Source organism: Mesorhizobium sp. P2_A8, from assembly GCF_056404935.1.
In genome coordinates this window covers 200,123-213,048 of sequence record NZ_JBFUDB010000008.1, presented here as the reverse complement: position 1 = coordinate 213,048, position 12,926 = coordinate 200,123, and the positions used below count along the sequence as shown (strand labels likewise).

At 62.7% G+C, this 12,926-nt stretch carries 14 protein-coding genes; 9 read left to right on the top strand and 5 right to left on the bottom strand.

Annotation, left to right across the window (positions count from 1 at the left end):
• Both AC1D10_RS23815 and cysS read right to left on the bottom strand, forming a co-directional pair.
• Window positions 1-387 (bottom strand): VOC family protein, encoded by a 387-nt coding sequence (locus tag AC1D10_RS23815; protein WP_477276167.1) that lies wholly within the window; start codon window positions 385-387, stop codon window positions 1-3.
• Window positions 384-1,820 carry a cysteine--tRNA ligase gene (gene cysS / locus AC1D10_RS23810; protein ID WP_477276165.1) on the bottom strand — a complete coding sequence of 479 codons (1,437 nt, stop codon included), beginning with the start codon at window positions 1,818-1,820 and terminating at the stop codon, window positions 384-386. The genes AC1D10_RS23815 and cysS overlap by 4 nt, the downstream gene beginning before the upstream one ends.
• 438 nt (window positions 1,821-2,258) lie before the next feature.
• On the opposite strand from cysS, the gene AC1D10_RS23805 reads away from it, so the two are divergent.
• Window positions 2,259-2,414 (top strand): hypothetical protein, encoded by a 156-nt coding sequence (locus tag AC1D10_RS23805; protein ID WP_111549195.1) that lies wholly within the window; start codon window positions 2,259-2,261, stop codon window positions 2,412-2,414.
• Window positions 2,415-2,486: 72 nt separating this feature from the next.
• Here the strand turns inward: AC1D10_RS23805 and AC1D10_RS23800 are convergent, their stop codons facing one another.
• Window positions 2,487-3,248 (bottom strand): SOS response-associated peptidase, encoded by a 762-nt coding sequence (locus AC1D10_RS23800; RefSeq protein WP_477276163.1) that lies wholly within the window; start codon window positions 3,246-3,248, stop codon window positions 2,487-2,489.
• A 131-nt stretch (window positions 3,249-3,379) separates the two neighbouring features.
• On the opposite strand from AC1D10_RS23800, the gene AC1D10_RS23795 reads away from it, so the two are divergent.
• From AC1D10_RS23795 to AC1D10_RS23780, 4 genes are all read left to right on the top strand, one after another.
• Window positions 3,380-3,814 (top strand): NUDIX hydrolase, encoded by a 435-nt coding sequence (locus AC1D10_RS23795; RefSeq protein ID WP_477276161.1) that lies wholly within the window; start codon window positions 3,380-3,382, stop codon window positions 3,812-3,814.
• A 65-nt stretch (window positions 3,815-3,879) separates the two neighbouring features.
• Window positions 3,880-4,257, top strand: a complete 378-nt coding sequence (locus AC1D10_RS23790) for a TIGR02301 family protein (RefSeq protein WP_477276159.1) — start codon at window positions 3,880-3,882, stop codon at window positions 4,255-4,257.
• Between the two features lie 366 nt (window positions 4,258-4,623).
• Complete coding sequence (locus AC1D10_RS23785; RefSeq protein WP_008874920.1) at window positions 4,624-4,881, top strand: hypothetical protein; 258 nt, start codon at window positions 4,624-4,626, stop codon at window positions 4,879-4,881.
• A 70-nt stretch (window positions 4,882-4,951) separates the two neighbouring features.
• Complete coding sequence (locus AC1D10_RS23780) at window positions 4,952-5,734, top strand: hypothetical protein (RefSeq protein WP_477276157.1); 783 nt, start codon at window positions 4,952-4,954, stop codon at window positions 5,732-5,734.
• A 56-nt stretch (window positions 5,735-5,790) separates the two neighbouring features.
• On the opposite strand, the gene AC1D10_RS23775 is transcribed toward AC1D10_RS23780, so the two are convergent.
• Entirely contained in the window at window positions 5,791-7,122 is a 1,332-nt protein-coding gene (locus tag AC1D10_RS23775) for a dihydroorotase (RefSeq protein ID WP_477276155.1), read from the bottom strand.
• A 73-nt stretch (window positions 7,123-7,195) separates the two neighbouring features.
• On the opposite strand from AC1D10_RS23775, the gene ygfZ reads away from it, so the two are divergent.
• The 3 genes from ygfZ (at window position 7,196) to AC1D10_RS23760 (ending at window position 10,899) form a co-directional block, all read left to right on the top strand.
• Window positions 7,196-8,056 (top strand): CAF17-like 4Fe-4S cluster assembly/insertion protein YgfZ, encoded by an 861-nt coding sequence (ygfZ, locus tag AC1D10_RS23770; RefSeq protein ID WP_477276153.1) that lies wholly within the window; start codon window positions 7,196-7,198, stop codon window positions 8,054-8,056.
• Window positions 8,056-8,691, top strand: coding sequence for an HD domain-containing protein (locus AC1D10_RS23765; RefSeq protein ID WP_477276151.1), 636 nt, complete (start codon window positions 8,056-8,058; stop codon window positions 8,689-8,691). Before ygfZ ends, AC1D10_RS23765 begins: the two co-directional genes overlap by 1 nt.
• Before the next feature lie 66 nt (window positions 8,692-8,757).
• The gene (locus tag AC1D10_RS23760) at window positions 8,758-10,899 is read left to right on the top strand and encodes a putative bifunctional diguanylate cyclase/phosphodiesterase (protein ID WP_477276149.1); all 2,142 of its coding nucleotides are present in this window, start codon (window positions 8,758-8,760) and stop codon (window positions 10,897-10,899) included.
• Between the two features lie 13 nt (window positions 10,900-10,912).
• On the opposite strand, the gene AC1D10_RS23755 is transcribed toward AC1D10_RS23760, so the two are convergent.
• Window positions 10,913-11,803 (bottom strand): fatty acid desaturase family protein, encoded by an 891-nt coding sequence (locus tag AC1D10_RS23755; RefSeq protein WP_477276147.1) that lies wholly within the window; start codon window positions 11,801-11,803, stop codon window positions 10,913-10,915.
• Window positions 11,804-11,916: 113 nt separating this feature from the next.
• Here AC1D10_RS23755 and AC1D10_RS23750 point away from each other — a divergent pair, with 113 nt between their 5' ends.
• Window positions 11,917-12,846, top strand: coding sequence for a LysR substrate-binding domain-containing protein (locus AC1D10_RS23750; protein WP_477276145.1), 930 nt, complete (start codon window positions 11,917-11,919; stop codon window positions 12,844-12,846).
• The last annotated feature ends 80 nt before the right edge of the window (window positions 12,847-12,926 follow it).

Sequence of the window (12,926 nt, the reverse complement as noted above, 5' to 3'; positions counted from 1 at the left end):
TCACTCCGCGGCATGGCAGACGGCCTCGACATTGTTGCCGTCGGGATCGAAGACGAAGGCGCCGTAGTAATTGGGGTGATAGTGCGGGCGCAGGCCTGGCCCGCCATTGTCCTTGCCGCCGGCGGCAAGGGCGGCGGCATGGAAGGCATCGACCTCGGCGCGGCTGCGCGCGGTAAAGGCGACGTGCTGATGGTCTTTCGGCTTGTCCTTGCCGGAACTCAGCCAGAACACCGGCCGGTCGCGGCCATAGCCACCGACCTTGGCGCCGCCGGTGTATTCGAGCGGCACCATATACAATAGCGAGGCACCCAGCGGCGCCATCGCCTTGTCGTAGAAAGCCTTTGAAGCATCGAAATCGGCAACGGTGATGCCGAGATGGTCGATCATCTTTTTACCTCCCAGGTGGTGATGCGTTCGCCAGTGATGGGGTCTTTGCCATCCTTCAACTGTACACCTTGTGCCAGCAACTCGTCGCGGATGCGGTCGGCCTCGGCCCAGTTCTTCGCCGCGATGAATGCGAGACGCATGGCGATGGCCTTGGCGATATGGTCTTCATCGACTTTCGCCGACGCGACGTCGAAGCCGAGGAACAGCAGCGACGCCTTCAGCGCAGCGGCGGCTTCGTTGCCGTCCGCAGCCTCGCCGGCCAACTGCGTCAGGACCTGGAAGGCGGCATAGGTCGCGAGATCGTCAGACAACGCATCGATGACCGCCACCGGCAACTGCCCTGCCGCCACCGGCGCCAGGTCCGCCGCCCGCTTCCATTTGCGCAGCGTGTTCTCGGCCTCCTCCAGCTTGCGCACGGAAAAGTCGATCGGTTCGCGATAATGCGTCATCAGCATCGCCAGCCGCAGCACTTCGCCCGGCCATTTACGGCCGCCAAAGGTCTCCGTCTCCAGCAGTTCGTTGATCGAATAGAAATTGCCAAGGCTCTTCGACATCTTCTGCCCCTCGACCTGCAGGAAGCCGTTGTGCATCCAGATGTTGGCCATGACGTCGGTGCCATGGGCGCAGCGCGACTGCGCGATCTCGTTCTCATGGTGCGGGAAGATCAGGTCGAGTCCGCCGCCATGTATATCGAAGACCTTGCCCAGATAGGCAGCCGACATCGCCGAGCATTCGATGTGCCAGCCCGGCCGGCCCCTGCCCCAGGGCGAATTCCAGCCCGGCTCCTCCGGTGACGACAGTTTCCACAGGACGAAATCTTGCGGGTTTTTCTTGTGCGCGTCGACGGCGATGCGGGCGCCGGCCTGCTGCTCGTCGAGATTGCGCTTCGACAATTGTCCGTAGTCCGGCATCGACGCCGTGTCGAACAACACTTCACCCGCCGCGACATAGGCATGGCCGCGTGCGATAAGGCTTTGAATCAAGGTGATCATGTCGGCCTTGCCATCGGCGCGGGGCTCGACGAATTCCGTGGCGCGCGGCTCGACCGTCGGCTCCAGGCAGCCGAGAACAGCTACATCCTTGTGGAACTGATCGGCGGTCTTTTCGGTGACCCGCCGGATCGCCTCGTTGAGCGAAAGCGCGCCGGAAGCGATCTCGCCGCCGAAATCCCGCAAAGCACGGGCGTTGATCTTGTCGTCGACGTCGGTGATGTTGCGCACATAGGTGACGTGCGTCTCGCCGTAGAGGTGGCGCAACAAGCGGAACAGCACATCGAAGACGATCACCGGCCTGGCATTGCCGATATGGGCAAAGTCGTAGACCGTCGGACCGCAGACATACATGCGCACGTTCAGCGGATCGATCGGGACGAAATCCACTTTCGTCCGCGTCAACGTGTTGTAGAGGCGCAAGCCCTGCGATGCGTCAGACATTCGTGCCTTCCCGGTTCGTTACTTCGTTTCAGCATGATCTGGTCCAAAACCGGTTCCCACTTTTCGGGATCATGCTTTGGCTGGAGCCGGACGCATCAAGCGCAATCCGGATTCCAGCCTGCTGGCCGGGGCGTTTGTCCAATCTGGGGAAAGATGAGGCGAAAACGTCCGGTCCAGCGCGAGGCTAGCCAATAATGCAAATGCCACAAATGGCGAAAGACGTTTTCATGGGCGGCTTTATCGCCTTGGCCAGTGTTGCCGTCAAGTCGCTAGTTTCGACAAAAACGTCGTTGGATCACAGGTATTGATGCACTGAAACATTTTATTAAACATGTCAGCACAGTCATGAAACATTCGCCGGCTAGATCAGCGGGCGTCACGATTTGGTCAGAATCGGCCATCAAACGCAGACACGAAAATGTTACCAGGGAAGAGAGCATGCCCCGAACCAAGCAGGAATCCAACCGCGCCAAGCAACCGGCGCTGGCCAACCACTACCGCGCAATCGGCCCGGCCGCGATCGTCGCCGCCCTTCTCCACACCGCGAAGAAGAAAAAGCCGGCGCAGAAGATCGTATCGCCCCGCGCTGCCTGAAATGATGCGCGGCCGGCGCCAAAGGCGCCGGGCATGACGGCGCTGATATGCGCCTCGTAATATCGTATCCTGCTAAAACAGAGTCATCTGACTGTTGTCCGCGCCGGGCTTCCGGCGCCTGACCTTCTCGGGCTCCGGCCCGATCTCGCCCCTCTCCTGAATCTCCGGTCCGGTGTTGGCGACCTTGTTGACGCGGTCGGAAACCGGAATCGCCTCGAAGAAATCAGGCTGCGCCGGCCGCAACAGGTCAGCGACATCGCGCGGCTCGAGCGTGCGGCAATCCAGCCAGCGGGCGAAATCCCTGGGATCGATCACCACCGGCATGCGGTCGTGAATATCAGCGATGTCGGCGTTGGCATCGACGGTCAGCATGGCGCCGGTGTCCATTTCCGAACCGCCCGGCTCGGCATAGGTCTCGATCAGGCCGGCAAAGGCGACCAACCCGCCATGCCTGGGCCGGATCCAATAGGGTTGCCCCTTCTTGCCGCCGGTTTGCCGCCACTCATAGAAGCCGGATGCCGGCACCAGCGCACGGCGATGGCGCATGGCGGCCTTGAACGAGGCCTTTTCGGCGGCCCCTTCAGAGCGTGCGTTGAACAGCAGCGGAAACTCGCGAGTGTCCTTCACCCAGGTCGGGATCAGCCCCCAGCGCACCAACATCGGCTGTCGGTCCGGCAGATTGGAGCCCGGCGCCCTGGGAGGACCGGCGATCACCATCAGGATCGGCTGCGTCGGCGCGATGTTGTAGCGCGCTGGAAATTCCTCCAGTTCAGCCAAGCCGAGCAGCGCGGCTGTCCGATCCGGTGTCGCGGTCAAGGCAAAGCGTCCGCACATGATCGGTTGGTACCCTTCGAACAGTTCGGTTTGAAGGTGGCAATGGAACCGGCGTTGCGCAACCGCTAAAGCTTCCCCATGCTGGGCGGTCCACAACAGACCCACCTTCAAATGAGCCTGATCGGGAATCCATGAACGAAGCGCGCAAGACACTTCCGGCGGTCTCGGTGGCCGTCGTGCGTGGCGACACCGTGCTCCTGGTCAAACGGGCGCGGCAGCCATCACAAGGGCTCTACGCCTTTCCGGGCGGCAAGGTCGAGGTTGGCGAGACGCTGGAGGCCGCGGCAAGGCGCGAACTTCTGGAAGAAACCGGCTTGCAGGCCACCGACTACCGGCCGCTTCGGGAAATCCACATCGACGGCAGGGACGACAGCCATCCGGTCGATTACATCCTCACAGTCTTCGGCGCCGCCTATTTCGGCGGCGAGGCGGTGGCCAGCGACGATGCCGAAACGGCTGCCTTTTATACGCTGAACGAAATGAGAGTGCTGCCGCTCGCCGGCTCGGTGTTTGCCGTCGCCGAGGACTTGTTGGATCCCGGGGGAAACGCCGGGCTGCACCCCTGAAAATCGCCTTGCGGGCGACAAATTGTTTCGCCACAAAGGCTTACGCCGTTAGGCGGAGAAGGCTTATGAACCGTCCATCCCTGTACCTCGCCGTATGTCTTGCCGTCAGCACGATCGTCTCGACGCGACCGGCGCTCAGCGCCGAGTCGCCGTTCGAGCCCGGGCTGATGCGGCTGGCGGAAGTTCTGGGGTCGCTGCATTTCCTGCGCAATTTGTGTGGTGAGAAAGGTGACCAGTGGCGTGTCGAGATGGAAAAGCTGCTCGATTCGGAAAATCCCGATGCCGAGCGGCGCGCCCGCTTCATTGCCAGCTTCAATCGCGGCTACCGCTCTTTCGGCGGCACCTACACGCAATGCACCCCTTCGGCGACCGAAGCCATCAGCCGTTATATGAAAGAAGGCGAAACGCTGTCGCGAGACATCGCCTCGCGTTACGGCAACTAGGCGCTCGGGACCGCCCAGCCATCCACAGATATCCGGACCATCACTGGCGGCGGTCGATATTTCCGGCTTGTGCCGGGTGACATCTTGGTGCAATGCTGATGTTGCACTTATGCAACAGTATTAACGAAACGTTACTGCGCGAATGCGGAATTAACTCAAACTGAAGGTTTTCGCCCCGCAGGCCGCCCTAATCGGCTAAGTTTGACCCGAGTTGAACGCAGCTTCGCACAAGGCAATCGGGATTTGTAAAAATCGATCAAAAAAATGTCGCATTTACAAATACTTAATTGACCTTGCGTGTGACAATGAACAGATCAAGCCTGATCCACATCGACGGATCGCCGCTTGAAAGGGTGGACATCGCATATGGAACATGGTGTCAACGACATCGACGCGCTGGTCAGGGAAGAGAAACGCCTGACCGCCGTGGAAAGCCACAGCGAAGCCTGGGCGGAAGGCCTCTCCGCCGGCATAGAGCCCGAGATCATTGCCGAGGCAGCGCTTGAGACAGCGTTCGGCGAGATGTTGCGTGCCAATGGCGAGACCTCGGCCCTTGCCCTGCTCGACCGCATGCGGGAAAAGGTGATTGCTGGCGCCTTCGAACCTGAACGGCTGCGGCACTGAACCGACGTCCGGTTCTTTGACGACAGAATGCCGCTCGGGCGTCATGCCCGGAAGCAGGGAGAAACGGGCAGTGAGTTTTTCGATGTCAGGCAAGCCGCGCGGCTTGATCCTTTGCATCTGCTTCGCCGCTTGCTGTGCCGCGATTCCCCTGGTTCTCGTCAGCAGCCCTGCTTATGCGCTAAGCGAGATCAAGCGCGAAGAGCTTCCCTCCCCGGTCCAGCCGTCTACGGATGACGACATGTCGCCGCCGGGAACCACCGTGCCAATGCCCGATCCGGTCGGAACGCCGCCTCCAACCAGCCAGCCGGCTGCCCCCAAAGAAGCCGAACCGGAAAGCCCGGCGGACGGCGGCGTGACCAGGCCGCGCGTCGATCCGGACACGCCGGTGCCCGAGGTCGTCTACGATCTCGGCAAGCTACCGGAACCGGTGCGGCGCATGCATGCCCTGATCGTCGAAGCCTGCGAGAGCGGCGACATCGAAAGGCTGCGGCCCTTGATCGGCACGGGCGACAACACGACGCAATTGTCGCTGACCGATATAGACGGCGATGCCATCGCCTTCCTCAAGGGGCTGTCCGGCGACAAGGAGGGCCAGGAGATCCTGGCCATCCTGGAAGAGGTGCTCAATGCCGGCTATGTCCACCTCGATGCGGGCACGCCGGAAGAGCTCTATGTGTGGCCGTACTTCTTCGCGCTGCCATTGGACAAGCTCGATGCCAAGCAGCGGGTCGAACTGTTCAAGATCGTCACCGCCGGCGATTTCGACGACATGAAGCAGTTCGGCGCCTACATCTTCTACCGCGTCGGCATCACGCCGGCCGGGCAATGGACGTTCTTCGTCGCCGGCGACTGAGCCTTTTTGCCCCTCGGCGCCGGCTCTCCCCTCACCCCACAAGGGGAGTTAGGGAGTTAGCGGGGCAATGCCTCGGAAAACTCCACTGCCCTGCCCTGGCTCGGCGTGACGATCTCGCCTTCCCACATGACGCGCCGGCCACGGATGACGGTGCCGACCGGCCAGCCGGTGACTTGCTTGCCATCATAAGGAGTCCAGCCGGCTTTCGAACCCGCTTGGGCGTTGGTGATGATTTCCTGCCGTTTCATGTCGACAATGGTGAAGTCGGCGTCGTAGCCGGCGGCGATGCGGCCTTTTCTCGCCATGCCGAAGATGCGCTGCGGGCCGTGGCTGGACAGGTCGACGAAGCGCTGCAGCGTCAGCCGGCCGGAATTGACGTGGTCGAGCATGATCGGCACCAGCGTCTGCACGCCGGTCATCCCCGAGGGCGAGGCCGGATAGGGCTTGGCCTTCTCGGCCAGCGTGTGCGGTGCGTGATCGGAACCGAGCACATCGACAATGCCTTGCGCGATGCCGTGCCAGACGCCGTCGCGATGGCTGATGTCGCGCACCGGCGGGTTCATCTGGATCAGCGTGCCGAGCCGCGCATAATCGTCAGCCGACAGGGTCAGGTGATGCGGAGTCGCCTCGCAGGTCGCGACATCCTTGTGCTGTTCGAGGAACAGGATCTCTTCGGCGGTCGAGATGTGCAGGACATGGATGCGGGCGCGAACATTGCCCGCGATGCGCACCAGCCGCTCGGTACAGCGCAAGGCGGCGATCGCGTCACGCCAGACCGGGTGAGATGACGGGTCGCCCTCGATGCGTTCGCCCAGACGCTCGCGCAGCCGGAATTCGTCCTCGGAGTGAAAGGCGGCACGGCGGCGCGTATTCCGCAGGATCGAGGCGACGCCCTCGTCGTCCTCGACCAGCAGGTCGCCGGTGGACGAACCCATGAACACCTTGATCCCGGCCGCACCCGGCAGCCGCTCGAGTTCGCCGACGTCTTTCGCATTCTCGCGGGTGCCGCCGACCCAGAAGGCGAAATCGCAATGCATGCGGCCGTTGCCGCGCCGCACCTTGTCTGCAAGCGCTGCCTCGCTGGTGGTCAGCGGATTGGTGTTGGGCATCTCGAACACGGCGGTGACACCGCCCAGCACCGCCGCCCGCGAACCGGTCTCCAGATCTTCCTTGTGCTCAAGCCCGGGCTCACGGAAATGCACCTGGCTGTCGATGACCCCGGGCAGGATGTGCAGGCCGCGGCAGTCGATCGTCTCGCCGGCCGACGCCTGTGAGAGATCGCCGATGGCAGCGATGCGCCCCTCCTTGACGCCGATGTCGCGAAACCCTTCGCCGTCATGGTTGACCACCGTGCCGCCTGTCAGGATGAGGTCGTAGGTCATGGCCATGCTCTCTTGCGGGGGGAGTGCCAGCGGCTTACGTAAAGGCCGACCGTTTTGCAAGATCAGGCTGCTTTCGCCAATGCCCTTTGCCCAGCTTAAAGACCGCGCACTCATCTCCGTCTCGGGCCCCGATGCCGAGCATTTTCTGCAAAACATCCTGACCACCGATCTGGACGTGTTGCATCCCGGCCAGGCAAAGCCCGGCGCGCTGCTCTCGCCGCAAGGCAAGATCCTGTTCGATTTCCTGGTCTCGCGCGCTAGCGAGAATGCATTCCGGCTGGAATGCCGTGCCGAAATTTCGGACGATTTCGTACGCCGGCTGACGCTCTACAAGCTGCGCGCCAAGGTCGAGATTGCCAAGGTGGATCAGGCGCTTGTCACCGTCGCATGGGGAGATGAGTCAACCACCTCACAATCTGATTCAACGGCGGCCGCCGATACGCGCTTTCCAAACGGCGCCGTCACGCGTTCCTATGGCGAAACAGGCGAGCGGAGCGACCTTGCCGCATGGCAAGCCTTGCGCATCGCCAGCGGCATTGCCGAAAGTGGGGCCGACTATGCGCTCGGCGACGCCTTTCCGCATGACGTACTGCTGGACGAAACCGGCGGCGTCGGCTTCAAGAAGGGCTGCTATGTCGGACAGGAGGTTGTCTCGCGCATGCAGCACCGCGGCACGGCCAGGCGGCGCGTGCTGATCGTCCAGGCCGAACTTCCCCTGCCGGCCGCGGGCACGGAACTCACCGTCGATGGACGGCCGGTCGGCTCGCTTGGCTCGAACGCCGGCACGCGCGGGCTGGCCATTGCCCGCATCGACAGGGTCAAGGCGGCGCTCGACGCCGGCCAGCCGATCATGGCGGGAGACGTGCCGGTTACCGTGGCCATTCCCGGCTGGGCGAAATTCAGCTTCCCGCAGGAAGCCGTCAGCGCGGAGGAGGCCTGATGGCAGCCGATCGCGTCGGTGCGCCAGCACGCGCCTGGCAGCGCATGCTGTCCGGCCGCCGGCTCGACCTGCTCGACCCCTCGCCGCTCGACATCGAGATATCGGACATCGCGCACGGGCTCGCCCGCGTCGCCCGCTGGAACGGCCAGACCAGCGGCGAGCACGCCTTTTCGGTTGCACAGCACTCGCTGCTGGTCGAGGCGCTATTCTGCGACCTGGTGCCTGAGGCCCCGGCCGACGCCCGGCTGGCAGCCCTGCTCCACGATGCTCCCGAATATGTCATCGGCGACATGATCTCGCCGTTCAAATCGGTGATGGGCGGCAGCTACAAGGACTGTGAATTGCGGCTGCAGCGCGCCATCCATCTGCGCTTCTCGCTGCCGCCGGAACCGGCTGTGGCGCTGCGCAAGGAGATCAAACGCGCCGACCAGATCGCCGCCTATTTCGAAGCAACGCTGCTTGCCGGTTTTTCGACCGCCGAGGCGACCGAATTCTTCGGCCGTCCGCGCGGCTTCAACGCCGATCGCTTCGATTTCACGCCACGCTCGGTTACCTGGGCGCAGAATGCGTTCCTGAAGCGTTTTTCGGCGATCGAGAAGTCGCGGCGCCAGGTCCCGGCACAGGCGATCGGCTGAAAAACGCTAAATTAACCGGCGGCGACCACAGTAGCCCGTTCGATCACGAGCCCGCAGGCGCGCCTTATGCCCGTCGCTGATGCCAAGGATGGTTCTGCCGTCCCGAAACCGGGGGCCGAAGGCATGGATCGGGCGCGCCATATAGAAGACGAGCTGCGCGAACAGAACGAACGCTTTTCAGCCGCGGTCGAGAACATGTCGCACGGTCTGTGCATGTTCGACGCCGATGAGCGCATGATCATCTGCAACGGCAACTACATCAACATCTTCTGCCTCGACGCCAGGATGATGCGGCCCGGTATCCGATTCCTCGACATACTGCGGCACAGCGTCGACATCGGCATCGCCTCGCAAAGCGCCGACGAACTCTACGCCATCCGCAAGCCCTATATCGATCAGGCGAAACCCTCGACCTACGAGGAGACGCTGTCGGACGGCCGCATCATCAACATCTCGCATCGCCCGCTGGCTTCGGGCGGCTGGGTCTCGATCTACGAGGACATCACCGAACAGCGCCGCGCCCAACTGGACCTCAAGGAGCAGCATCGCCGCTTCGACGCGGCACTGGCCAACATGTCGCAAGGCCTGCTGATGTACGATGCCGACGGCAGGCTGATCGTACGCAACCAGCGCATTCTGGAACTCTACGGTGTCAGCGCGGCGGACATGCCGCTTGGCATGGGCCTGCGCGAACTGCTCGAGCGGCTCGTGCACCTGGGTATCTATGCACCGATCGACATTGATAGCGAGGTGGCGAAAACGGAGGCACGCCTGCGGGCCGGCTTGACGCGGTCGACCCCCCGCCAACTCGCCGACGGACGAACACTGATGATCGCGAGCCGGCCCCTGAGCGGCGGCGGCTGGGTCGCGACGTTCGACGACGTCACCGAAAGCAGGCTGGTCGAAGAGCGCATGACCCATCTTGCGCATCATGACACGCTGACCGGACTGCCCAACCGGTCGATGTTTCGCGAACGGCTTGACAATGCGCTGGAAGACTCGGCGGCGGCACCGCTGGCAATCTTCTCGCTCGATCTCGACCGCTTCAAAGCCGTCAACGACACCTGGGGACATCCGGCCGGCGACTGGCTGTTGAAGAGCGTGGCCGACCGGCTGCAACGTTGCCTGCGCAATGAAACAGACGTCGTCGCCCGATTCGGTGGCGACGAATTCGTCATCATCCAGTTCCATTTCAAAGGCCTGGCCGAAGTGGAAAAGCTGGCGAAGCGCATCGTCGAGGTGATCGCAAAACCGTTTCGCGACAAAAACCGGGAGATGCATGTCGGCATCACCCTTGGCATTGCCGTTTTCCCCGACGATGGCAAGGATGCCGACACGCTGCTGAAAAATGCCGATACGGCGCTCTATCGGGCGAAGAGCGAAGGGCGCAACCTGTACCGTTTCTTCGAGCCCGGTATGGACGCCACGGTGCAGGCGCGCCGCGCGCTTGAGGCCGACCTCGACACGGCGCTGCCGCGCCAGGAATTCGATCTCGATTTCCAGCCCATCATGAACATAGAATCCAGAGAGATCGTCGGCGCGGAGGCCTTGATGCGCTGGCATTCACCGACGCGTGGCACGGTGGCGCCGGACAACTTCATTGCGGTCGCCGAAGAAACCGGACTGATCGTGCCGCTTGGCGAGTGGGCGCTGAGGAAAGCTTGTGCGACGGCGGCAAGCTGGCCACCTGGCCTGCGCATCGCGGTCAATGTCTCGGCCGTGCAGCTCAAAAGCGGCGGTTTCGCCCGTAGCGTCATCTCGGCGCTGGCCTTCTCCGGCGTGCCCGCCAGCCGGCTGGAACTGGAAATCACCGAAACCGTGCTGATGGACGAAAGCGAGACCGTGCTGAGGACGCTGCGTCAGTTGCGCGGGCTGGGCATCCGCATTGCGCTGGACGATTTCGGCACCGGCTATTCCTCGCTCGGCTATCTCAGGCGTTTTCCCGTCGACAAGATCAAGATCGATCGGTCGTTCATCCGCGACATCCACAATCGTGATACGGCGGCGATCGTTCGCACCATCATCGGGCTGGGCGCGGAACTCGGCATCACCGTTACCGCCGAGGGTGTCGAGACCGAGATGCAGCTCGACATGCTGCGCGACAATGGTTGTGTCGAGGCGCAGGGCTATCTGATCGGTGTGCCGTCAAAGGCAGGCGATATCCAGCGCCTGCTGAAATCGCGCGCGTTGCATAGCCAGACCGGCTGAGGTTGGCCCGCCGTCAGCGCAATGTCTCGATATATTTGCCGTGGAAGCTGACATAGCCCGGTTCGACGACCTTCAGATGACTCTCGACCAGCGCATGAAACTCCGGCAGTTGATGAAACGGCACGCCGGGATAGGCATGATGCTCGGCATGGAACGGCATATTCCACGCCAGATTGCGCACCAGCCAGTTGGTCAACGTGGTCCTGGTGTTCTCCAGCATATTGGCGACGAACGGACAACGCCCGTGCTCGGCCAGTAGATAGAGGCGCAGAAATGGCTGACCGAGCAAGGCCGGCAGGATCCAGACATAGAGCAGCACCGTGAGCCGGAAATAGACGGCCAGCACAACGACCAGGGCATAGAAGGCAATCATGGCGCGCGCCTCGATGCGCACTTTGTCGTGGCCCTTTGGCGGAACGTAGCTTTCCCGCCCGCGGTCTATCGCATTGCCGTAGAGCGTCTTGAGCTGCCCCCACCACAACGGGATGCCGGAGACGTGGACGACGTATTGCCGCCATGTCTCCGGTTTTGGGGAAGCCAGTTCCGGATCATTGTCCGGATCCTGGGTGTACCGGTGGTGGGCGAAATGGAAGTAGCGGAACCAGTCCGCAGGCAGTGCAATCGCCAGGCTGCACACCCGCGCCACCGCATCGTTCAGCCACTGCGTTTCGAAGGCCGTGCGATGAACCGTCTCGTGCAGCAGCGTGAACAGGAAGACGATCAGGATGCCTTGCGGCAGCATCAGCAGCGGCCAGAACGGCACCTTGGCGGCGATCAGCGATCCAATGATGATGATCGCACCCCAATGGGCGGCAAGTTGGACCAGACCTGAGACGTCCGACTTGGCGGTCAGGCGATTGCGCTCTTCTTGCGTCAAGGATGCAATTACGTCGCGATGGTCCACTGGCGTCATCCAAGCTGGAAAATGTCGAAGGCCTATCGTAAGCAACAAAAAAGCTTTCTGAAAACGAGGAATTCTGCGATTTAGATAAGCCTAGCTTATCTATTGGGGCCGTCATGATCGCATTTCCATCCTTGCGGGGGCTCCAGGCCTTCGAGGCAGCGGCGCGTTCCGGCAGCTTCGCTGCTGCCGCCGAAGAGCTTTCCATCTCGGCGGCGGCGGTCAGCCAGCTGATCCGGACCATCGAGGAGCAGATGGGACGCAAGCTGTTCCATCGGGTCAACCGCCGCGTCCTGCTGACCGAGGCCGGTGTGGAGATGCTGCCCCGGCTGACCATGGCCTTCCAGGAGATCGGCAGCGTCTCGCGCGAGCTTGCCGGCGACGCGTTCCGCCCCCGGCTGGTGGTGTCGGTGCCGCCATCCATGGCGATGGGCTGGCTTTCCCAACGCCTGGCCGGCTTTGTTGCAAGCCACGGCGCGGTCGACATTTCGCTCCGAGGCGACGACGATCCGGTGCCGTTCGACCGCGAGCTGATCGATATCAGGCTGTCCTACGGCCCTCACTATCGCGATCACCCCACTGAAGACCTTGTCAGGGACGCCGTCTATCCCGTCTGCGCGCCGGGGTTTGCCGATGCGGCAAAGCCCGAAGGCCTCGCCGGCCTGCCGCTGATACATACGGACTGGGGCCCAACTGGTGCCTCCTTTCCGTCCTGGCGCAACTGGTTCGAGGCAGCGGGCATCGAGCTCGGCCGCGCAGCCCAGCGCGGCCTGTCGGCCAACTCGTCGCGGGCCGCGCTCGACCTTGCCATTTCCGGCCTTGGCGTGGCGCTGGCGCAAGGGATCTATTGCGCCGAGGCGCTGGAAGACGGGCGGCTTGTCAGGCCCCTTGCCCAGGCGCTGGAGCTGCGCCAGCCCTATTGCTTGACAATCCCGGAGCGCAGCGCGCGACGCGATGTGGTGGCGGCGTTTCGCCAGTGGCTGATCGAAGAATGCGTGCGCGAGGTCAAATCGCCGGCGCTGGTCGAGAGCCGTGACGGCCAGTGATGGCCGCTCAGAGGTACCCGCTCGATGCCCGACCATGTCCGTCGCCACCGGAACGATTTCGAACTCCACCAGATCCGCCC